Source organism: Novosphingobium sp. BL-S-34, assembly GCF_056857015.1.
The window spans coordinates 1,589,534-1,611,220 of sequence record NZ_CM166473.1 but is presented as its reverse complement, the minus strand read 5'-3'; the positions used below and the strand labels follow the sequence as shown (position 1 = coordinate 1,611,220).

Annotated in this window: 14 protein-coding genes; 6 read left to right on the top strand and 8 right to left on the bottom strand. The window is 67.9% G+C overall.

Annotated elements, in window-relative coordinates; all coding sequences use genetic code 11:
* Positions 1-143 precede the first annotated feature (143 nt).
* Genes AC1VV3_RS20930 through AC1VV3_RS20910 form a run of 5 tightly spaced genes read left to right on the top strand, consistent with a single transcriptional unit; the run spans position 144 to position 11,178 of the window.
* Positions 144-2,579, top strand: a complete 2,436-nt coding sequence (locus AC1VV3_RS20930; protein WP_482962370.1) for a beta-N-acetylhexosaminidase — start codon at positions 144-146, stop codon at positions 2,577-2,579.
* A gap of 2 nt (positions 2,580-2,581) precedes the next feature.
* Positions 2,582-5,188, top strand: coding sequence for a beta-mannosidase (locus tag AC1VV3_RS20925; RefSeq protein ID WP_482962369.1), 2,607 nt, complete (start codon positions 2,582-2,584; stop codon positions 5,186-5,188).
* Entirely contained in the window at positions 5,188-7,776 is a 2,589-nt protein-coding gene (locus AC1VV3_RS20920) for a glycoside hydrolase family 3 C-terminal domain-containing protein (protein ID WP_482962368.1), read from the top strand. Before AC1VV3_RS20925 ends, AC1VV3_RS20920 begins: the two co-directional genes overlap by 1 nt.
* Positions 7,777-7,781: 5 nt before the next feature.
* A complete protein-coding gene (locus tag AC1VV3_RS20915; protein WP_482963170.1) occupies positions 7,782-9,227 on the top strand; it encodes a glycoside hydrolase family 125 protein in 1,446 nt (481 codons plus the stop codon).
* 31 nt (positions 9,228-9,258) lie between these two features.
* On the top strand, positions 9,259-11,178 hold the full coding sequence (locus AC1VV3_RS20910) for an alpha-L-fucosidase (RefSeq protein ID WP_482962367.1): 1,920 nt from the start codon (positions 9,259-9,261) through the stop codon (positions 11,176-11,178).
* A 6-nt stretch (positions 11,179-11,184) separates the two neighbouring features.
* Here AC1VV3_RS20910 and AC1VV3_RS20905 read toward each other — a convergent pair whose 3' ends face one another.
* The gene (locus tag AC1VV3_RS20905; RefSeq protein ID WP_482962366.1) at positions 11,185-11,793 is read right to left on the bottom strand and encodes a M17 family peptidase N-terminal domain-containing protein; all 609 of its coding nucleotides are present in this window, start codon (positions 11,791-11,793) and stop codon (positions 11,185-11,187) included.
* Positions 11,794-11,851: 58 nt separating this feature from the next.
* Positions 11,852-12,508 carry a response regulator transcription factor gene (locus tag AC1VV3_RS20900; protein ID WP_482962365.1) on the bottom strand — a complete coding sequence of 219 codons (657 nt, stop codon included), beginning with the start codon at positions 12,506-12,508 and terminating at the stop codon, positions 11,852-11,854.
* 109 nt (positions 12,509-12,617) lie between these two features.
* On the opposite strand from AC1VV3_RS20900, the gene AC1VV3_RS20895 reads away from it, so the two are divergent.
* Positions 12,618-13,250 carry a response regulator transcription factor gene (locus AC1VV3_RS20895; protein ID WP_132267303.1) on the top strand — a complete coding sequence of 211 codons (633 nt, stop codon included), beginning with the start codon at positions 12,618-12,620 and terminating at the stop codon, positions 13,248-13,250.
* A gap of 20 nt (positions 13,251-13,270) precedes the next feature.
* On the opposite strand, the gene AC1VV3_RS20890 is transcribed toward AC1VV3_RS20895, so the two are convergent.
* The 6 genes from AC1VV3_RS20890 to AC1VV3_RS20865 form a co-directional block, all read right to left on the bottom strand.
* Positions 13,271-16,237 carry a sensor histidine kinase gene (locus tag AC1VV3_RS20890; RefSeq protein WP_482962364.1) on the bottom strand — a complete coding sequence of 989 codons (2,967 nt, stop codon included), beginning with the start codon at positions 16,235-16,237 and terminating at the stop codon, positions 13,271-13,273.
* A gap of 80 nt (positions 16,238-16,317) precedes the next feature.
* On the bottom strand, positions 16,318-17,679 hold the full coding sequence (locus tag AC1VV3_RS20885) for an alginate export family protein (protein WP_482963169.1): 1,362 nt from the start codon (positions 17,677-17,679) through the stop codon (positions 16,318-16,320).
* A gap of 106 nt (positions 17,680-17,785) precedes the next feature.
* Entirely contained in the window at positions 17,786-18,259 is a 474-nt protein-coding gene (locus tag AC1VV3_RS20880; RefSeq protein ID WP_482962363.1) for a DoxX family protein, read from the bottom strand.
* A 3-nt stretch (positions 18,260-18,262) separates the two neighbouring features.
* A complete protein-coding gene (locus AC1VV3_RS20875; protein ID WP_482962362.1) occupies positions 18,263-19,150 on the bottom strand; it encodes a glyoxalase in 888 nt (295 codons plus the stop codon).
* A gap of 197 nt (positions 19,151-19,347) precedes the next feature.
* Positions 19,348-21,195 carry an amidohydrolase gene (locus AC1VV3_RS20870; protein ID WP_482962361.1) on the bottom strand — a complete coding sequence of 616 codons (1,848 nt, stop codon included), beginning with the start codon at positions 21,193-21,195 and terminating at the stop codon, positions 19,348-19,350.
* 89 nt (positions 21,196-21,284) lie between these two features.
* Entirely contained in the window at positions 21,285-21,557 is a 273-nt protein-coding gene (locus AC1VV3_RS20865) for a DUF1427 family protein (RefSeq protein WP_132267293.1), read from the bottom strand.
* Positions 21,558-21,687 lie beyond the last annotated feature (130 nt).

The following is a 21,687-nucleotide window of genomic DNA, read 5'->3' as shown; positions in this document are numbered from 1 at the left end:
GGTCATGTTGGGGTGACAATCGCAGTAAATTGTCGCAGTTCAAGGTCAATTCGCAGGAATGGGATAAGACCTATTGCGATAAAGGATATATTTTGGTTACCTTGCCTGCTCTGGTCACAAGAAAATGAGGGGCAGGTATGGGCATGACGGCAAGGGGTTATCGGCGCGTGCGCGGCAGCAGCGCGGCAGGTGCCTCGATCCTGGCGGCGGCATTCTCCCTGGCGGCTTTCTCCCTGACGACTCCGGCCCTCGCGGCACCTGGCTCCGCTGCATCTCCTTCCGCACCGGCGCTCACGCCCTGGCCCGCATCGGTCGAGCAGGGGCAGGGGACCTTGCTGGTCGCATCGGGATCGGCGATCGCCATCCCTGCCGGTGATGCCGACGCGGCTGCGGCCGCAAAGCTCCTTGCAGATCATGTGAAGCGCGCCAGCGGCCTCGTGCTCGCCGCGGCGGAGTCCGCTTCGCCGGCCGCACCCGTCCGTTTCGAGCGCGATGCCGGGATCGCCGGCGCCGAGGCCTATCGGCTGCGGATCACGCCGAAGGGCGCGGTCATTTCGGCATCGGCCAAGTCCGGTTTCGTCTACGGCGCGATGACGCTGCTGCAACTCTTGACGCCCCACGTGGGCGCGGACGGCAAGGCCGTATCGGTTCCCGTGCTGACCATCCAGGATTCGCCCCGCTTTTCCTGGCGCGGGGTGATGGTCGACCCCTCGCGCCACTTCCAGCCTATCGAATCCGTCTATGCCATCGTCGACCGCATGGTAGAGGTGAAGCTCAACACGCTGCACTTCCACCTCGCCGACGATCAGGGCTGGCGCTTCGAAGTGAAGCGCTATCCCGAACTCACCCGCATCGGCGCATGGCGCCTGCCGCCAGACACCGGCGGCGGTCCCGGCCCGAAGCACGGCGGCTTCTATACGCAGGAGCAGCTCAAGGCGCTGGTCACCTATGCGGCAGAGCGCGGCATCACCGTGGTCCCGGAGATCGACCTGCCGGGCCATGCGCAGGCGCTGGTTGCCTCCTATCCCGAATTCGGCGTGCTGGGTGACCGTCCGGCGGTGTCGCACGACTGGGGCGTCAATCCCTGGCTGTTCAACCCGAACGATGCGGGCATGACGTTCGTGCGCAACGTGCTGGACGAGCTGATGGCGGTCTTCCCCTCGCAGTTCATCCACGTCGGCGGCGATGAAGCGGTGAAGGACCAGTGGGAGCGTTCGCCCGAAGTCCAGTCGCAGATGCGCAAATTGGGCATCAAGACCGAGAACGAGATGCAGAGCTGGATGATCGACCGGTTCGGCGAATATCTCGCGCAGCATGGCCGCCGCCTGATCGGCTGGGACGAGATCCTGGAAGGCGGCCTGCCTGCCTCCGCCTCGGTGATGAGCTGGCGCGGCGAGCAGGGCGCGGTGGATGCGGCCAATGCCGGGCACGACGTGGTGCTCTCGCCCGCGCCCAACCTCTATCTCGACAATCTGGAATCGACCCTGCCGGACGAGGCGCCGGGGCGCATCTCGATCCAGACGATGGAAGCGGTCTATCGCTACGATCCGATGCCCAAGGGCATCGATGCCGCCAAGGCGAAGCATGTCCTGGGCATGCAGGGCAATGCCTGGAGCGAATATATCGTCACGCCCTGGCAGTTGCAGCACAAGCTGTTCCCGCGCGTGGGCGCGATTGCCGAGACCGCATGGTCGCCGCAGGTCGCGGGAGAGAAGGACTATCCGGGCTTCCTCGCGCGCCTGACGCCGCAGATCCAGCGCTGGAAGCAGGGCGGCTTCGAAGTGTCCGACAGCGCCTTCGGCGTTGCCTTCACCCCCACCCAGACGCGCGGCGCCCAGCTTGAGGCGACGCGTATCGGCGTGTCGCTGGCCAACCAGGCCGCTTACGGCACGATCCGCTACACGCTGGACGGCAAGGAACCGGGGGCGAAGTCTCCCGCCTATGCCAGGCCGCTTGCCGTGAAGCCGGGCACGGTCGTCACCGCCGCCAGCTTCGCGCCGGACGGCACCCGGCTTTCCGCGCCGCGCCGCTACGATACCGCGCGCGAGACGCTGCTGACTTCCACCGCCTCCATGCTCGCGGCCTGCCCGCGCGGCGCGCAGGGCCTGCGCGTGCCGCTCTCGGCCGATGCCACGAGCAATGGCCCGGCCTATAACGTCAACATCTTCGACACCTGCCAGGCGGACGATCACGCGCCGCTCGCCCATGCGAAGTCGATCACCGTCTCGGTCGCGCGCCTGCCGCGCAACTACGGCCTGGCGCATGATGCTTCGGCGCTGATCGGACACATCGCGGTGACGACGCACGGCGAACTCGTCATCAGCGCGGGCTGCCGTGCGGCGGAGAAGGCTGCCGATCGCAAGCAGAAGGAGCATGCCCCGATGCCCGGAGCGACCGTCCTCGCCGCGTTCCCGCTGCCCGATCCCGAGACGTCGCCGCAGCAGTTCACTTTCACCGCGAACCTGCCGGACCGGCCGGAACTCAAGGACGAGGCCGATGTATGCTTCCAGTTCACCTCGCCGCTTTCCGATCCGTTCTACGCGGTGGAAAAGGTCGTCTATGGCGAGAAGGTGAAGTGAGCATGGCAAGAGCATTCGCAAAGGGTGCGCTGGCCGTGTGGCTGGCCGGCGCTTCTGCGGCCATATTGGCCGCTCCTCCCAGCCAGACGGCGCTGGACGAGGGCTGGCAGGTCCGCGTCGCGCCGAGCGACAGCGCTGCCGCCAAGGCGCATCCCAAGGCGGCGCGCTGGTTTCGGGCGCAAGTGCCCGGCACGGTCCAGCAGGACCTGATCGCCGCGCGGCAGGTGCCCGATCCCTTCCTTGGCACCAACGAGGCGGCGATCCAGTGGGCGGGCCTGACCGACTGGGAACTGCGCCGCACGCTCGACGTCAGCGCGGCTTCGATGAGCCGCGGGCATCTGGACCTCGTGTTCGACGGGCTGGACACGTTCGCGACCGTGTTCATCAACGGCCGGCAGGTGCTCAAGGCCGATAATGGCCACCGGCAGTGGCGCGTCGCGGCCAAGCCCTTTCTGAAGCAGGGACGCAACGAGATTCTCGTGCGCTTCGCCTCGCCGATCCGCACCTTGCAGCCGATGGTGCTGGCCGAGGCCCATCCGCTGCCGGGCGAATACGATTCCGCCTTCGGGGATGAGCCCAAGGGCAAGCAGACCTCCGCCTATATCCGCAAGGCCAAGTACCATTATGGCTGGGACTGGGGCCCGCGCATCGTGAACCAGGGCATTTCCGGGCCGGTGCGCCTGGAAGCCTGGGACGAGGCGCGGCTCGGCGCTTTCGAAGTGGTGCAGGAAGCGCTCGGCAAGGACGAGGCGCGGCTGGTCGCGAAGTTCCGCGTCGTGGCGGACAAGCCGGGCAGGGCGCTGTTCACCGCCCGCGTGACCGGGCCGGACGGGCAGGCGCTCGCTCCGGTCTCACGCGAGGCTTCGTTCGATGCGGGCGCAAGCACCGTCACCGTGCCGCTGACCATTGCTGCGCCGAAGCGCTGGTGGCCGGTCGGCTACGGCGATCAGCCGCTCTACAAGGTCTCGGGCGAGATCGCCTCGGGCGCGGGCGCCGGAGCGAAGGCGGCCCGCAACCTGGGCCTGCGCGATGTCGAACTCATGCGCGGAGAGGGTGCTTTCGGGTTCCGCGTCAACGGCGTGACCGTTTTCGCCAAGGGCGCGAACCTCATTCCCTTCGACATGTTCCCCTCGCGCGTGACCGACGCGAAGATGCGCGGCTTGCTGGAGGATTCCCTCGCGGCGAACATGAACATGATCCGCGTCTGGGGCGGCGGCTATTATCTGCCGGACAGCTTCTACGACATGGCGGACCGCATGGGCCTGATGGTCTGGCAGGACTTCATGTTCGGCGGCGCGCTGCCGCCCGCCGATGCGGCCTACCGCGAGAACGTGCGGATCGAGGCCGATCAGCAGGTCGAGCGGCTGGGATCGCACCCCTCCATCGTCATCTGGGCGGGCGGCAACGAAGTGCTGTCCGGCTGGGAGACCTGGAGCGACCGCAAGGCCTGGAAAAAGGCCGTCGGCGCCGACGAACACGAGCGCATGGCGACTTCCATGACCGTGCTGTTCGACCGCGTGCTGCGCGGCGCCGTGAACGATCACGCGCCGACGACGCCTTATTGGCCGGGTTCGCCTTCGACCGATTACGAAGGTCCGGTCGATACCGATGGTGCAGGCGACCGCCATTTCTGGGATGTCTGGTCGGGCTCCAAGCCGGTCGAGAACTATACGCTCTCCTGCCCGCGCTTCATGTCGGAATATGGCTTCCAGGCGATGCCGGTAATGGCGACGATCCGCGGTTTCGCGGGCGATGCGGCTGAGGCGCCGGACAGTCCGGTGATGAAGGCGCACCAGAAGTTCCTCGCGGGCGAGGGCAACGAGCGCCTCAAGTTCTACCTCGACGCCCGGCTGCGTCCCGCGAAGGACCTAGCGGACTTCGTCTACCTGACGCAAGTGAACCAGGCGCAGGCCATCGACCTTGCCGCGCGCCATCACCGTGCCTGCGCGCCGGTGACGCTCGGTTCGCTCTACTGGCAGCTCAACGACGTCTGGCCCTCGATCTCCTGGGCGAGCGTGGACTATGACGGGCGCTGGAAGCTGCTGCACTATGCCGCGCGGCGGTTCTTCGCGCCTCAGGTGGTGGTGGCCGAGCACAAGCAGGGCGCCACCAAAGTCAGCTTCGCTTCGGACGCGACCAGCCCCGTCGCGGCGGAGTGGCGCTTGGCCGGCTATGGCATGGACGGCGCAAAGCTGGGCGAAGCGGGCGGGGCGGTGACGCTGGCGCCCACGACCGCCACTGCCGTTCCCGATGTGTCGGACGCGCAAGTCTTCGCGAATGCCCCGGCAGAGGCGAGCTATGCAGTGGCGGAACTGGCGGTGGGCGGCAAGACCGTCTCGCGCCAGATCGTCGAGCGCGCCTTGCCCAAGGCCATGGCCTATCCCGCGCCCGGCCTTTCCGCCACCTGGGACGGTAAGGCGGTGACCATCACCACCAAGGCGCTGGCCCGTGCGGTCATGCTCGATTTCGGCGCGGTGGATGCGAAGGCCTCGGACAATGGTTTCGACCTGCTGCCGGGCGAAAGCCTGCGGATCGAGATTACCTCAAAGGCCGATGCGGCGGTGCTGCGCAAGGCGCTGGTGCTGCGTACTCTGGCGGGAGAAAAGTGATGAAGGCCCTGTTCCCGATCACACTCGCCATGGCTCTGGCCGCGCCGCCGGTCGCGGCGCAGGAGGCCGAGGCCGATCAGGCCGTGCTCGCCGCCATCGCCAAGGCCGATCTCGCCGAAAAGGCGGACCAGCTCCAGAGCACCGCCCCCGCCGCCAAAGCGATGGGCCTGCCCGCCTACGACTGGTGGAACGAGGGCCTCCACGGCCTCGCCCGCAACGGCGTCGCCACGGTGTTCCCGCAGGCCGTGGGCCTCGCTGCCACTTTCGACCCGGCGCTGATGGAGAAAGTCGGCACGGTCGTCTCCACCGAGGCGCGGGCGAAGTTCAATGCCAAGTCCGTGAATGCCGACCGGCGCATCTACGAGGGCCTGACCATCTGGTCGCCCAACATCAACATCTTCCGCGACCCGCGCTGGGGCCGGGGGCAGGAGACTTACGGCGAGGACCCGTTCCTCACCGGCGCGCTGGCGGTAGGTTTCATCAGGGGCCTGCAAGGGCCGGACCCGCTCCATCCCCGCGTGATCGCCACGCCCAAACACCTCGCCGTCCACTCCGGCCCCGAGGCCGGGCGCGACAGCTTTGATGTGGACGTCAGCCCGCAGGACCGCGAGGCGACTTATCTTCCCGCCTTCCGCAAGGCGGTGACCGAGGCCAAGCCGCTTTCGCTGATGTGCGCCTACAACTCGACGCACGGCGTGCCCGTCTGCGCCGACGATGCGCTGCTCAACGGCACCTTGCGCCGCGACTGGGGCTTCAAGGGTTTCGTCGTGTCCGACTGCGATGCGGTGGCGAACATCTGGATGTTTCACAATTACCGCTATGACGCCGCCGAGGCTTCGGCTGCGGCGATCAAGGCAGGCACCGACTTCGACTGCGGCACGACGTATGCCGCGCTCACCCAGTCCGTGGCGCGCGGCCTGCTCAGCGAGGCCGAAGTGGACCGTGCGCTCGCCCGCTCGCTGGAGGCCCGCTACAAGCTCGGCATCGCATTCGGCGCCAGTAACCCGTGGGGCAGGATCAAGCCTTCCGAGGTCGGCACGCCCGCCCACCGCGCCCTCGCGCTGGAGGCTGCGCGCAAGTCGGTAGTCCTGCTCCAGAACGAGAACGGCCGACTGCCACTGAAGCCCGGCACCCGCCTTGCGGTGATCGGCACCAATGCCGACGATCTCGCGGTGATCGAGGCCAATTACCACGGCACCGCCGCCGATGCCGTGACCCCGCTGGAAGGCATCCGCCGCCAGTTCGGCGCGGCCAATGTCGCTTATGCGCAAGGCTCGGTACTGGCCGAGGGCGCGCCGGTGGTCGTGCCGGAAACCGCGCTTGTCGCGGATGGAAAGCCGGGGCTCAAGGCCGAATATTTCGACATGTCCGGCAAGCGCGTGCTGGCGCGGCAGGATCGCCGCGTGGACTTCAACCTCACGCGAACCGCACCCAGGGGGCTGGATGCCAAGGGCTTCAAGGTCCGCTGGACCGGCGCGCTGGTTCCGCCGGGGCCGGGCACTTATCGCGTCGCGCTCGACATTCCGGCTTGCTGGAAGGACTGCACGCGTCACGACGACGTGCGCCTGACCTTGGGCGGCAAGGCACTCCACGCCGGGGTTCTCGGCAAGCAGCGGGTCGAATTCGACGTCGTTTCGGACGGCACGCCGCAACCGATCAGTCTCGAACTCGACCACTACGGCGAAGACGAGGGCCTGCGCCTGATGTGGCTGCCGCCCGCCGATATCCAGCGCGCGGAGGCGGTGAAGGCGGCCACGCAGGCCGACGCCATCGTCGCCGTGCTCGGCCTTTCGCCCGATCTCGAAGGAGAGGCGCTGCAAGTGCAAGTGCCCGGCTTCGTCGGCGGCGACCGCAGCGACATCGCCTTGCCCGAGCCGCAGGCAGACCTGCTGGCCGCACTCCACGCCACCGGCAAGCCGGTGATCGTCGTGCTGACGAGCGGCAGCGCGGTTTCGATCGATCCCACCATGGCCGATGCGGTGATGGAGGCCTGGTATCCGGGCGAAGCGGGCGGCACCGCCATTGCCGAGACGCTGGCCGGGCGCAACAACCCCTCGGGCCGCCTGCCGGTGACTTTCTACAAGTCCACCAGCGACCTGCCCGCTTTCGTCGACTACTCGATGAAGGAGCGCACTTATCGCTACTTCACCGGCACGCCGCTCTGGGGCTTCGGCCACGGGTTGAGCTATACGACTTACGGCTACGAAGGTGCCAAGGTCTCCGCGCCCGCACTGGGTCAGCCGGTGACGGTCACGGCCACCTTGCGCAATCTCGGCGGCATGGCGGGCGAGGAAGTGGTGCAGGCCTATGTCGTGCCGCCGGTCATCGAACCGCATCCGATCATGACGCAGGGCGTGCTGCAGCGCCAGCTTGCGGCCTTCACGCGGGTGTCGTTGGCGGCGGGCAAGTCGCGGGAAGTCTCGCTGACCATCGATCCGCGCAGCCTCTCGGTCGTGGACCGCCGGGGCACGCGCCGGGTCGTTCCGGGCGATTACAAAGTGTGGATCGGCGGCGGACAGCCGGGTGACAGCGCGGGTGCATGGGTGCAGTTCACTCTGACCGGACAGGCACAGGAGCTGCCGAAGTGACAAGCATGACGAACCTCGATCGCCGCAGCACGCTTGCCGGGATGGCAGGCGCCGCCGCGCTCGCCCTTCCGGCCACGGCCCGCGCGGCGACCATCCCCATGCCGCAAGGCGGAGGCCGCCCCCCTGTGGCGGATCGTCGTTACGTCAGCCGCGCGGTGGAAGCGGAGATCGACCGCGTCTCGCGCAAGATCGCCGATCCCAAGCTGCGTGCGATGTTCGTGGGCTGCTATCCGAACACGCTCGACACCACCGTCTACATGGACACGGTGGACGGCCGCCCGGATGCTTTCGTCATCACCGGCGACATCCCTTGCCTCTGGCTGCGCGACAGCACGGCGCAAGTGCTGCCCTACCTCCATCTGGTACACAAGGACCCGGCACTCACCGCCCTGTTCCGGGGTCTGATCGCCCGCCAGTCGCGCTCGATCCTGATCGATCCTTACGCCAACGCCTTCATGCGCGATCCCGCGGCGAAGACGAACCTCTCGTGGTCCCTGAAGGACCAGACCGAGATGAAGCCCGGCGTCGCCGAGCGCAAATGGGAGATCGACTCGCTCTGCTATGCGATGCGGCTCGGCTTCCGTTACTGGCGCCAGACGCAGGACAAGCTGCCCTTCGACGAGACCTGGGCCGAAGCCTCGCGCGCTTGCGTGCGCACTTTCCGCGAGCAGCAGCGCAAGGGCTCGCCCGGCCCCTATCGCTTCCTGCGCACCAGCAACCGGCCGAACGAGACCATGCAGCTCGACGGCTGGGGCGCGCCGAGCCGCGCGGTGGGGCTGATCCACTGCGGCTTCCGCCCTTCGGACGATTCCTGCACGTATCCGTTCCTGATCCCGGCCAACCTCTTCGCGGTGACATCGCTGCGCGAGATGGCCAGCGTTGCCGAGCAGGCGCGGGGAGATACGGCGCTGGCCGCCGATGCCCGCGCTCTGGCGAACGAAGTGGAAGCGGCGCTGCGGCAATGGGGCACGATGCTGCTGCCGGACGGGCGCCGGGTCTGGGCCTACGAAGTGGACGGCTTCGGCAACGCGATGTTCATGGACGACGCCAATGTCCCCTCGCTCCTGGGCCTTGCTTTCCTGGAATGCGTGCCTGCCAGCGATCCGCTCTGGAAAGTCACGGCGGATGCCTGCTGGTCGGAAGCGAACCCCTACTTCTTCCGGGGATCGAAAGTGGAGGGCATCGGCGGGCCGCATGTTGGGCTGGGGCAGGTCTGGCCGATGAGCCTGATCGTGCGCGCGCTGTCGAGCAGCGACGACCAGGAGATCCGCGCCATGCTGCGCATGCTGCGCGACAGCGACGCGGGCACCGGCTTCATCCACGAGGCGGTGGACAGCAACGACCCCTCGAAATTCACGCGCGACTGGTTCGCCTGGGCCAACGGCCTCTTCGGCGAACTGCTCGTCAAGCTGGCCGACACCCGGCCGCAACTGCTCTCCGCGCCGCTGTGACGCGCGGCAGTCGTTATTAAGGGACTGAACGATGGACTTCTCCCGCCGCCGTTTCCTCGCCACTTCCGCCTTCGGGGCGGCCGCGTTCGGCGCCGATGCTGCGCAGGCCGCGCGCGAGCCCGCTGCGCCACAGCCCTCCGGCGCCGTCCCCTCGCCGCGGCAGTGGAACTGGCACCAACACGAAATGTACGCCTTCGTGCATTTCGCGATGAACACCTTCACTGACAAGGAATGGGGCTTCGGAGACGAGGACCCGAAGTGGTTCAACCCCACCGATTTCGCCCCCGACCAGATCGTCGCGGCGGCCAAAGTGGCGGGGATGCGGGGCGTGATCCTCACCGCCAAGCACCACGACGGCTTCTGCCTGTGGCAGACCCGGCTTACCGAACACTCGATCCGCAACAGCCCCTACAAGCGGGGCAAGGGCGATATCGTCGCGGAAATGTCCGAGGCCTGCCGCAAGGCGGACATGCTGTTCGGCGTCTATCTCTCGCCCTGGGACCGCAATCACGCCGAATACGGCCGCCCGGCCTATATCGACTATTACCGCCAGCAATTGACCGAACTCTGCACCCGCTACGGCAAGCTGTTCGAAGTCTGGTTCGACGGCGCCAACGGCGGTGACGGCTACTACGGCGGCGCACGCGAGGCCCGCAAGATCGATGCGCCGAAGTATTACAACTGGCCCTCGATCGTGAAGCTGGTCCACGAGCTTCAGCCCGATGCCTGCACTTTCGACCCGCTCGGCGCGGATATCCGCTGGGTCGGCAATGAGGACGGCGTGGCGGGCGATCCCTGCTGGCCGACGATGCCTAACGTGCCTTATGAGCAGGCGACTGGCAATTCCGGCCTGCGCGGCGGCGAGATCTGGTGGCCTGCCGAGACCGACGTGTCGATCCGTCCCGGCTGGTTCTATCACGCCGACGAGGATTCCAAGGTCAAGGACCCGGCGCGCCTGATCCGCCTCTACGACGAATCCGTGGGGCGCGGCACCAACCTCAACCTGAACCTACCGCCCGACCGCCGGGGCCGGATCGCCGACCAGGACGTGAAGATCCTGAAGTCGTTCGGCGATGCGATCCGCGCGACTTTCGCAAAGGATCTTGCGCGGGCCAGCGTGGCACATGCCAGCGCTACGCGCGGCGGCCGGTTCGTCCCCGCCAACGTGACGGACGGGCAGCGCGAGACTTTCTGGTCCACCCCTGACGGCGTGCTCACGCCCACACTGACGCTGGACCTCGCGCCCGGAACGCGCTTCGATGTCGTGCGCCTGCGCGAATATCTGCCGCTGGGCATCCGCGTGACCCGCTTCGCCGTGGAGGCGGAGATCGACGGCCAGTGGCAGCGCCTTGCCGAGAAGGCATGCATCGGTGCCCAGCGCATCCTCCGCCTGCCGCAGCCGATCGCGCCGCGCCGGGTGCGGCTGGTCGTGCTCGAAGGCAGCGCCGCCCCGGCGATCTCGGAATTTGCGCTGTTCGCCAGCGCGGCGCCGGTAGACGTGCCGCCGATCGTCTCCACCGACCCCACCGTGCTCGATTCCACGAAGTGGTCGATCGTCGCGGCCAGCGCGCCGGGCGCGGAGCGCCTGCTGGACAATGACGCGGCGACGATCTGGAAGCAGCCCGCGCCCCAGGCCGGCAAGCCCGCGCGCGTCACTGTCGATCTCGGCGCGCGCAGTTCGCTGGCCGGTTTCACGCTGACGCCTTCGCGGCAGGTCATGGCCGATGCCGCTCCGCCCAAGGGCTTCGTTGCCGAGACCAGCCGCGACGGCAAGTCCTGGACGCGGGCCGCAGCCGGAGAGTTCGGCAATATCGCCTATGCCCTCGCCACCCAGCGCATCGCTTTCGCAAAGCCGGTGGATGCGCGTTACTTGCGGCTCACGTTCGCGGAAACGGCGCTTCCCGCGGGCAATCTGGCGATCGCCGGGATCGGCGGCTTCGTCGCTCGATAGGCGCGCCTAGCTCCCGGTGTCGGCAGTCGCGGCGAGTTTGTCCTGGAACTGCTGCGCGGCCTGCTCCAGCCGGGCCACACCGACATCGAAAGTCCAGCGGCGCAAGGCGGACGGTCCGGCCAGGCCGAGCTGCTGGAGCCGGCGGTGCGACCGCAAGGCCGAGACGAGGCCGTCCACCATGTGCCCCGGCGCGCCGGCGGTGGCCGCCGCGGGAATGCCGCTGTCGAGCATGCCGGGCGCGAAAGCGGCGCTGTCTGCCCCGAGCGCCAGGGCGAATGTCGCCGCTGCCCGCACGGCCTCCTCAAGGCAGGCGGTCGACCATTCCTCCGGCTCGCCGAGGCCGACGAGCAGGAGGCGTTTCGCCGCAAGGGGCTGCGGGGGCGCCGCGATCAGCAGGCATTCGCCGAGCCTGCCGCGGAAATGCCCTTCGCGTCTCAACTGCAGGAGCTTTCCCTGAAGGGCCGTGTCGAGGTGCGCCAGGCCTCCGGTGAGGCTGCCTGCCGGCTCGCGGGCGAACATTCCGGCGCAGGAAAGGTCCACTTCGGCACCGACCGCGTCCCAGGCCGCGACGTCGATGGACGTGCCGAAGGCCGCGCCGATCTTCCGTAGATTCACCGTATCTCTCCGTTGTCGCTGCCGGGCAGGGGAAGCCTGAGACAGCCGGGGCGGCCGGTCAATGCACGGACAGCGAGAAAGAGGCACGCACGAGGTCAGCCACCGAACGCAGTTCCATCTTGCGCATGAGGCTGGAGCGATGGAGTTTTACCGTGATCTCGCTGATTTCGAGTTCCCAGGCGATCTGCTTGTTCATCAGGCCGCGGACCACGCCTTCCATGACTTGGCGTTCGCGCGGCGTCAGCCGGTCGAAGCGCTGCGTCAGCGCGTGCCGGGTGCGGTTCGCGCTGCGGCGCTCGGTGTCGATCTCCAGCGCATAGTCGATGGCGCCCAGCAGGTCGCCCTCGTCGAAGGGGCGCGGCAGGAAGTCCACCGCGCCGGCCTTCATCGCGCGGACGGAGAGCGGGACTTCGGCATGGTCGGTGACGAAGACGACCGGAATTGGTTCGCTGCGGCTCTTCAGCCGGGCGATGAGTTCGAGCCCGTCGATCAAGGGCATGCGCACGTCCGCGACGATGCAGCAGGGCGCCTCGGGCAGCGGCTGATCGAGCAGCGCCCCGGCCCAGGCGAACGTCTCCACGGCATAGCCTTCCTCGCGCAGCAGCGAGCGGAGGTGCGAGCGGGCTTCGCTATCGGCATCGACGATCAGGACGCGTCCCCGGGTGGTGGCTTCCTCCACACAACCGTGCATCGCTTCGCTTGTCACATGAATCATCGCACTACTCCTGCTGGCGGCGCAGAAATGGTTCAAAGTGAACACAACGGGCAATCCCCTCTTTTGGGGGGAATTGCCATCACGCGGCGGGAGAGCGTAGAGGGAAGCCATGGAAAACAGCGATTTTCAGCCCCCCATCCGCATCGCCGTGGTGGACGACCACCCCCTGCTGCGCGACGGGATCATCGCCGTGTTCTCGACCCAGCCCGACCTGGAACTCGTGGCTGCAGGCGAGGATGGAGAGGCTGCCGTGCGCCTCTTCCGCGAGCACCGGCCAGACGTCATGCTGCTCGACCTGCAGATGCCGAATGTCGACGGGGTGGAGGCGATGACGCGGATACTTGCCGAGTTTCCAGAGGCGCGGATCCTCGTGCTGACCACATATTCGGGCGACGGCCGCGCCACGCAGGCGATCAAGGCCGGGGCCTCGGGCTATCTGCTGAAGAACAGCCTGCGCACCGAGCTGCTCGACGCGATCCGGTCGATCCACCGCGGCGGCACGCATTTCGACCGGCAGGTGTTCGGCGCGGCGGACCGCGAAGCCAAGCGCCTCACCGCGCGCGAAAGCGACGTGCTGCAACTGGCCGCCTCGGGCAATTCCAACAAGCAGATCGCGGCGCGGCTGTCGCTCTCCGAAGAGACGGTCAAGGGCTACATGAAGGCGATCTTCGCGCGGCTGGGCGCGATGGACCGCACCCATGCCGTGGCGATCGCCGTGCGCAACGGGTTGATCGAACTCTAGGTCGGATCGGCAGCCGGGGGCTAGCGATAGGCGATCTTCGCGGGCAGGGTCAGCCGGATCGAAGTGCCTTGGCCGGCGGCCCTGGCGATGGCGAAGGATCCGCCCAGCCGCTCCAGCCGCTCGCGCATGCCGGTAAGGCCGAAGTGCCCGTCGCGCCCACCTGCGGCGCGCACCTCTTCCGGCAGGCCGATGCCGTCGTCCACCACGCGCAGGGAGAGGCGGTCGCGGCCGTGGTGGATCTCGATGCGCACCAGGCTCGCCTGCGCGTGCTTGACGGCATTGGCCAGCGCCTCGCCCACGGCGAGTTCGATTTCCTCCGCCACCGGCGCGCCGACGAACTGCTCGGGGCCGTCCACCCGCACTTCCCAGGGCAGGGCATCGCGCACCACCCGCTGGGCGCAGGCGCGCAAGGTTTCGGCGATGCACTTGGGTTCGGCATCCTCGCGCAGGCCGCGCACCCGTTCGCGGCCGTGCAGGAGCACGTCGTCGGCCCGCTCCAGCGCGTCCTCGATGGCGGTATGCGCGGGGGTGCCGGGCGTGGTCAGGTGAAGCACGGTCTGGAAGCGCAGCATCAGGCCCTGGAAGCCCTGGAGCAGCGTGTCGTGCAGATCCTGCGCGATGCGCTCGCGTTCGGTCACGCGTTCCTCGATGCGATCGCGCATGGCCTGCATGGCCAGCCGCATGCGCCAGCGGAACAGCGCATAGATGCCCAGTGCCAGACTGAGGAACACGGCCAGCCGGAACCAGCCGGTCTGCCAGAAATAGGGCGCGATGACGAAGCTCGTCACCGCCTCGCGCCGGGCCCAGGGACCGTCGCCGGTGGCGGCGGTGACGTGGAAGCGATACGTGCCCGGGCCAAGGCCCGCATAGTCCACGCGGCGGCGCCCTCCGGCATCGACCCAGCCCTGGTCGACGCCGTCCAGCCGGTAGCGGTACCGGTTGCCTTCCGCGTCGGCCAAGCTCAGTCCCACGTAGGACAGGCTGACGCGGGACGTTCCCGCCGGCAGGCGCGTGCCGGTGAGCGGATAGCCGCGGCCGTCCACTTCCAGCGCGGTGACGTGGACCGGCATCTCGGCCGCTCCGGCGGCGATGCGCGAGGGGTCGACCTGCACCACGCCGGTGCTCGTCACGAACCACAGCCGCCCTTGCGCGTCCACGGCGGCATCGTTGGCGGAATAGGGTTCGGTACGGGCGCGGATCGCGCCGTTCTGGCCGAAGCGGGCGAGCGGGATCGGCCTGCCCGGGCGCGCGAAAGCGGCCTCCAGGTCCGGTTCGGCGATGCGGATGATCCCGCCCGAGGAGATCAGCCAATAATGGCCCGCCACCCGGACGATCCCCATGACCCCGGCAAGCCAGGGGTAGGTCCGCGCGCTCAGTTGCTGGACGCGGCGCCCGTCATAGCGCGCCAGCCCCGCCTCGCCGCCGATCCAGGTCCTGCCGTCCATCTGCTTGAGCATCCGCACGAAGCCCACGCCGGTCTTTTCTCGCTCCCCGTCGTGTCCTTCGTCGTCGCTTCCCGGCCAGAGGGGCGTCGTCTTGCCGTCCTGCACGCGGGCGAGCAGCCGCAGCGGCTGGTTGATGACGAAAGTGTTCGGGCCGGTGACGACGAAGGTGGTGGCCGGCGGCAGGCTTTCGTCCTTGATCCAGTGCCGGCCCTCCAGTCGGAACATGCCGGAGGCCGATACCGATTCCCACAGACGCCCCTGGTGATCGGCGGCGCAGGCCTGGCCGAACTGGCGCTCATGTTCGAGCGGGCCGATGATCCGGGTCAGGGTGGACCCGCGCACGAGATACTCGTTCCTGTAGGTCAGGACGTAAGCGCCCACCCCTGCCACCGAGCAGACTTCGGACAGCAGGCTGGAACGCAGGATCAGGTCCGCCTTGCCGTCGATGATCCGGTACAGGCCCTCGTCGCCGCCGATATAGAGCGAGCCGTCCGGCCCCGTCGCGATGCCGGTGCGAACGCCCTTGATCGCGGAATAGTGTATGACCGGGGAGCGTACGAAGCGGTGCAGACCGTCCGGCGCGCCGCCCCAGATGGTGCCTTCGGAATCGCGCAGCAGCGTGGAGACCTGGACGGGATAGGTCTCCGCCCCGCTCATGGACAGATCGCTGCCCGGCACTGTCGCCAGCCCGGCGGCATTGCCCGCGACCCACAGCAGATTGTCGGCATCGAACAGCAGGTTGCGGATGCCGTCGCCGCCACCCAGCGGCTCGCCGAACGCGATGCCGGTGGGCAGGAAGCCGCGCGGGCCGAGCTTCTGGAGCCCGTCGCTCGAAAAGAACCACATGGTGCCGGCGCGGTCCTGGCCGAAGGCGGGGCCAAGGTTCATCAGGCCCGGCACGACCTCGAAAGTGCGGCTGCCGCGGGGCAGGCGGCGCAGTTCGGGGTTCGATGCGATCCACATCGTGCCGTCGTTCTGGCGGAACATGCGCACCAGCGGACCGTCCACGTCGATCACGTCCCAGCGACCCTTCACCAGGTGGCGAAGCTGCGATCCGAAGCCGCTCCACGCCGAGACCCAGACACTGCCGTCCGGCGCGGCGACGATGTCGGTAACGCGTCCGCGCGGCTTCCTTTCCGGGTTGGCGCCGCGCAGCTTGCCGTCCTTCAGCCGGGCGATGCCGCCGAAGGCGTAGCCCACCCACAGGCTGCCGTCGGGCGCCGCGGCCAGGGCCGTGACCTGCCGGGCGCGGAAGTTGTCGAAGTCCTCGGGATCGACGCGCTGGAATTTCAGCCCGTCGAAGCGATAGAGCCCGTCACCCGAGCCAAGCCAGAGGAAGCCGTCGCGGGTGCGGGCCATCGCGCGGATGTCAGGCGGGGCGCCGTCCGCCAATGACCAGTGACGGCTGCTGTAGCCCGGGATCTCCGTGGCCGGGGATGCCTGGACGGCGGGCGCCGGGACGACCGCCCCGAAAATGACGGGGCCGAGCAGGGCCGCCAGCCGGTGAATAAAGGGTCGGGCAGGGGCTCGATCGGGACGCATGGCGCGCGCATTGCATGGCGGCCGGCGGTGGACAAGCAAACCTTGGTATGGCCCTGCGCACAAAGCGAAATGGAGCGCTTTCAGAACCGGAAATTGCTTTCGAGGCCAAGCATGTGGATGGTCCTGGCCGATCCGGTCTCGCGGATGAAAGCGCCGGGTGCGAAAGCGGAGAGCGAGGCGGAGATTTCCAGTTCGGCGCTCGCCTGCCAGGCCAGCGTCATCTCCACTTCCTTGCCGACGAACTTCGCGCGGCTGTCTCCGGCGTCGCGGATCAGGTTGCCCGGGATGTCGTAGATCCCGTCCTCGCGGGAATAGCGCCAGTAGGCCATGGCCGCGAGGCTGGCCGAGACGGTGGGGGCCAGTTGCAGGCCCAGCGAGGAATAGGCATTGACGATGTTGTAGGGGCCGACCGGCGAGAGTTCGCCGAAATACTTGCCCTTGGGAAACATGGCATTGAAAGTGCCGAGGCGGCTGTCCTGGCGCGTGTCCCCGGACTTGTCGCCGCTCACCACATTGACGCGCAGGGTAAGGTCGGGCGCCAGTGGTGCGTCGGGGAAGGCGCGGCCCAGTTCGGTGCCCAGCGTCCAGGCCGAGATCGGGCCATTCGCGAAGCGGCCGAACTGGTAGACGCCCTCGACGTTCCAGTGCCAGTCCTCCCGGCTGCCGTGCCAGCGGGCACCCAGGCTGTGGCGGGTCTCGGTGCCGTCGCGCGTGCCCCAGTGCGCGGCATCGTTGCGATAGCCGAGGTAGTAGAGGTCGAGAGCGGGCAGCGCGGCATAGGCACCCCAGAGCGCCTCGTCAGGCGAGGTGCGGTCGTTGAGATCCCCCTTGCGCGCCTGCACCGGCCTTACCGCCAGCAGGCTGACCGTCGCCGCGCCCAGGGCCACGTCCGCGCGAAGACCATCGAAGGCGAGCGGCACATTGGGGCCGTAGCGTGTGCCCACCAGCCGCTCCGTGCCGAGCGACAGCATCTGCCGCCCGCCGCGCAGGGTTACGGGTCCGAGGTCGGCCTCGGCAAATCCCTGCAGGAGATCGATGCCCGACCCGTCGACCGGGCCGGGCGCAGGCGAGACGCCCGCCGAGGTCGAGGCGATGGGCCGCACGAAGGCGCGGAGCTTGCCGAGGTGGAGATCGGCATAAGGCAGGGCGCGAAACCAGACATAGCCGTCGTCAGGCGCCTCGGCGCTGCCCCAGAGGTTGTCGTCGTAGTTCTCGTTCCGCACGCGCAGTTCGATGCCGGTGGAGAGCCAGGCGTCGTCGCCGAGGGGGATGTACTTGAACGGGCCGGTCCAGTGGTGATCGCGCTTCTCGCCGTCTTCGAGGTCCGACCAGTCCTCGTCGTAGCGGGTGATGGACAGGGTGGGGGCCTCCCACGCTTCCTTCGGCGCGGCCTGGGCGGTGGTGGGCAGCAGGGCCGCGAGAGAAAGCGACAGCGCCGCCAGCCGCCGTCCCGGACCCGATCCGGGACCGCTGGCCGTGCTGCGCCATGTTCGCGAAAGGGCGCCTGAGGACAGGCACCGGTCCCGGATCAGGCCCGGGACGACGAGGTCAGGCACCGCCGGCCCCCTTGCGCGCCAGGATCGCCACCAGCACGAACCCGCCGACAAGGCCCATATGCTCGAAGAAGGCGTTCATCGCACCGAAGCGCTCTGGGCCTTCGGGCATGGTCCAGAAGGCATTGGCCACCAGCGCCGCGAGGAAAGTGAACACGCCGAGCATCCCCGCGCCCAGCCAGACCAGCCGGCCCTGCAGGACCAGCCGCCCTCCGAGGACGAGAAACGCGCCGATCAGTTCGACGGCGATGGTCAGCCCGGCCCAGAGCGCGGGCGGGGTCAGGCCGAAGTGGCTCTGCTCCGCCAGCGCTGCGGGCCAGTCGCCCAGCTTGTCGACCCCGCCCACCAGGTAAGCGCTCACCAGCGCGAGGCGGGCGAGGAAGGCAGTCGGCTTGAAGTCCAGCACGGCGCCCACGAATGCGAGCCGCTCTACCGGTGGCGTGCGATCGATCGAAGGGAGGCCGGCCATGGCTTATTCTCCCTGGTGGATTTCGGCGACGTAGCCGCCGGGGAAGCGCACGATGGCGGTCTGGCGGCGGTTCGCGGTGACGGGTGCGACCAGGGTCTCGGCGCCTGCCGCCTTGGCCTTGGCGAGAGTGGCAGCGAGATCGCTCACGGCATAGCCGGTCATGTCGCGGCCGTAGGGCCAGGGCAACTGGCCGTCGGAAACGTAGACCACCATCTTGCCGTAGCCGCTGTCGATCGAGACGCGGCGGACGGTCTTGCCGGGTTCGCCGATCTCGGCGCCGCTGCCGGCCTTGTCGTCGGCGGTGACTTTGGCATGGGCGAAGCCGGTCCAGCTCCTGATGAAGGCATCAGCGGCATCGACGGTCAGGTAGATACGGTTTTCCGGCACGGTTGCGAGCTTGGCGTAGTTCGGCCTGGCGGTGTGCCAATAGAGCTGCATGTTCACGCCGCCCGGCCATTGCACCACCGAATCCCGGCCGATCGGATCGGGGAAAGTCTCCAGGCGGCGCACCGCGCCGTGGCTCCGGGCCGACTTCACGGCGGCGTCGATGTCGGTGACCAGATAGCCGGTGCGCTCGTCGCCGAAGGGATAGGGGATCGGCGTCTTGAAGCCGAAGACCGAGATCGTGCCCGCGGGCGTCAGCACCAGTTGCGACTTGGTGAGGCTCGTGGTCGGCGTCACCTGGAATTCGCCCTGCTTGCTGGTGGTGCCGCCGAAGGTGGCGACGAAGCTGGCGACGAAAGTGTCGAACTGGTCCTGCGGCACGTAGACGTGCGTGGTGTCGTACTGGGCGCCGACCGAATAGTCCGCCGTCGGCGCCGCGAAGGCGGGGGCGGCGATGGGGCTGGCCGTCATTACGGCAGTGGCGAAAAGGAGGGCAAAGCGCTTCATCGAAGTTCTCCTTGAGAAATTTCCGGGGGGCACGTTTCGTCGTCGTCTCGGTCGGCCCTCGCTGTGTGAGCGGGGCTTGCGAGATCGGTGTAAGGTGCGAACGAACGGCTATCGATCCGAATAATATCGTCCGATATGTTCGAGATTATGGAATAGAATGTGATGAGCCCCGCCGCATGCGGCAGGGCTCATCGAAGCTAGACGGCCCAGCAACCGCAGCCGAGCGCGCCCCAGAACGTCTGGACATCGGCGGCCGGGACATTGGCGCCCAGTGCAGAGGCATGGTCATGGCCGTGGACGCCGCAGCTGCTGGCGCAGCCGCAGGCCGAGGCAAGCTTCTGCCTGGCTTCGGGCGTCTGGTAATAGCCGCCGAACGTCGCGACCGGCGACCAGTCGGGCATCGGGCGCGGCAGTTCCGGGGCGAGCGGGCGATAGTCGCCTTCGCCGTGGACCACTTTGCCGCCGAGCACGGTGAGGACCGAACGGATGTGGACGATGTCATGCTCGGGCACGGAGAAGAAGTCGTCCGAGAGCAGCGCCAGGTCGGCAAGCTGACCGGCCTTGATCTGGCCCTTCTTGCCGATCTCGTTCGAGAACCAGGTGTTCTCGTGCGTCCACATCGCCAGCGCCTTTTCGCGGCTGACGCGGTTGGCATTGGGGTAGAGGCGTAGACCGCCCACGGTGCGGCCGGAAACCAGCCAGGACAGCGAGACCCAGGGGTTGTAGCTGGCGACGCGGGTGGCGTCGGTGCCCGCGCCCACGGGGATTCCGGCGGAGATCATCTTGGCGATCGGCGGCGTGCGCTCGGCCGCCTTGGCGCCGTAGCGCTCGACGAAATCCTCGCCCTGATAGGCCATGCGGTGCTGCACGGCGATGCCACCGCCGAGCGCGGCGATGCGGTCGATATTGCGGTCGCTGATCGTCTCGGCATGGTCGAAGAACCAGTTGATGCCTTCCAGCGGAATGTCGCGGTTGACCTTCTCGTAGACGTCGAGCGCGCGGCCGATCGTCTCGTCATAAGTGGCATGGAGGCGCCAGGGCCAGCGGTGCTCGGCCAAGAGGCGGATGACGGGTTCGAGATCGCCTTCCATGCTGGGCGCCATGTCCGGGCGGGGCTGGCGGAAATCTTCGAAGTCGGCAGCGGAATAGACCAGCATCTCGCCCGCGCCGTTGTGGCGATACGTATCGTCGCCCTGACCCGGCGTGACCTGCTTCACCCAGCCCGCGAAGTCCGCGAGTTCCTCTTTCGGCTTCTGCGTGAAGAGGTTGTAGCTGATGCGGACGGTCAGCTGATCTTCGGCGTGGAGCTTTTCGATGATCTCGTAATCGTCGGGATAGTTCTGGAAGCCGCCGCCCGCGTCGATCACGCCGGTGACGCCGAGCGCGTTGACTTCGCGCATGAAGTGGCGGGTGGAGTTGACCTGGTATTCCTGCGGCAGCTTGGGGCCCTTGGCCAGCGTGGAATAGAGGATCGTGGCGTTGGGCTGGGCGAGCAGCAGGCCGGTGGGGTTGCCGGCGGCGTCGCGCACGATCTCGCCGCCCGGCGGGTTCGGGGTGTCCTTGGTATAGCCGACGACGCGAAGGGCTGCGGCATTGAGCAGGGCGCGGTCGTAGAGGTGGAGGATGAACACCGGCGTATCGGGCGCCACAGCATTAAGTTCGGCAATGGTCGGCAGGCGCTTTTCGGCGAACTGGTGCTCGGTGAAGCCGCCGACCACGCGCACCCACTGCGGGGCCGGGGTGTTGTCTACCTGCTTCTTCAGCATGGCCATGGCATCGGCCAGGGTGGGCACGCCGTCCCAGCGCAGTTCCATGTTGAAGTTCAGACCGCCGCGAATGATGTGCATGTGGCTGTCGATCAGGCCGGGGATCAGGCGGCGGCCCTTGGCGTCGATCACCGCGGCGCCGGGTGCGGCGGCTTCGCGCGCTTCCTGTTCGCTGCCCACGGTCAGGAACTTGCCGTCGCGGATGACCACGGCTTCGGCCTGCGGATTTTCGCGGTCGAGGGTGGTGACCTTGGCGTTGACGATGATCGTGTCGGACATGACGGCTTCCTTGGAACGTGCGGATTGGGAAAATAGTGAGGGCAGGAGCGAGCTGGCAGCCGCTCCGGCTATGGTCTGTCGGCGGGTGATCATGCTTCGGCCTTGTGGTCGGCCGTGCGGCAGGGGAACTTGTCCCCCGGCAGGCGTCCCAAGACGTGCTTGCGGCAATCTGTCTGCACGTAGTGGGCGACTTCCTCGTGCGCCCAGATCTTCTTCGCCAGCGGGACGATCTGTTCGCCGAGGAGAATGCCGAGCAGCCCCAGCAGGGCGATCATCGGCGGGGCGGGCGAACGCACGCCGAGGAGACTGTAGACCACACCCACCAGCAGCCCGGCAGCGATCGAGAGAAGGTAGGCTTTCATGGCTTTGGGTTCCTCGAACGTTCAATCCGTTCCCCGTGTCGTCATTGCGAGGGCCTATGGCCCGCGGCAATCCAGAGCGGCGGAAACCGCCCTGGATTGCTTCGCTACGCTCGCAATGACGAACGATGGA

Bases quoted from the DNA above. Each gene is read 5' to 3' on its own strand.
- AC1VV3_RS20890 (WP_482962364.1), bottom strand. From the start codon at position 16,237: ATGCGTCCCGATCGAGCCCCTGCCCGACCCTTTATTCACCGGCTGGCG.
- AC1VV3_RS20930 (WP_482962370.1), top strand. From the start codon at position 144: ATGACGGCAAGGGGTTATCGGCGCGTGCGCGGCAGCAGCGCGGCAGGT.
- AC1VV3_RS20920 (WP_482962368.1), top strand. From the start codon at position 5,188: ATGAAGGCCCTGTTCCCGATCACACTCGCCATGGCTCTGGCCGCGCCG.
- AC1VV3_RS20870 (WP_482962361.1), bottom strand. From the start codon at position 21,195: ATGTCCGACACGATCATCGTCAACGCCAAGGTCACCACCCTCGACCGC.
- AC1VV3_RS20865 (WP_132267293.1), bottom strand. From the start codon at position 21,557: ATGAAAGCCTACCTTCTCTCGATCGCTGCCGGGCTGCTGGTGGGTGTG.
- AC1VV3_RS20915 (WP_482963170.1), top strand. From the start codon at position 7,782: ATGACGAACCTCGATCGCCGCAGCACGCTTGCCGGGATGGCAGGCGCC.
- AC1VV3_RS20900 (WP_482962365.1), bottom strand. From the start codon at position 12,508: ATGATTCATGTGACAAGCGAAGCGATGCACGGTTGTGTGGAGGAAGCC.
- AC1VV3_RS20925 (WP_482962369.1), top strand. From the start codon at position 2,582: ATGGCAAGAGCATTCGCAAAGGGTGCGCTGGCCGTGTGGCTGGCCGGC.
- AC1VV3_RS20910 (WP_482962367.1), top strand. From the start codon at position 9,259: ATGGACTTCTCCCGCCGCCGTTTCCTCGCCACTTCCGCCTTCGGGGCG.
- AC1VV3_RS20880 (WP_482962363.1), bottom strand. From the start codon at position 18,259: ATGGCCGGCCTCCCTTCGATCGATCGCACGCCACCGGTAGAGCGGCTC.
- AC1VV3_RS20895 (WP_132267303.1), top strand. From the start codon at position 12,618: ATGGAAAACAGCGATTTTCAGCCCCCCATCCGCATCGCCGTGGTGGAC.
- AC1VV3_RS20875 (WP_482962362.1), bottom strand. From the start codon at position 19,150: ATGAAGCGCTTTGCCCTCCTTTTCGCCACTGCCGTAATGACGGCCAGC.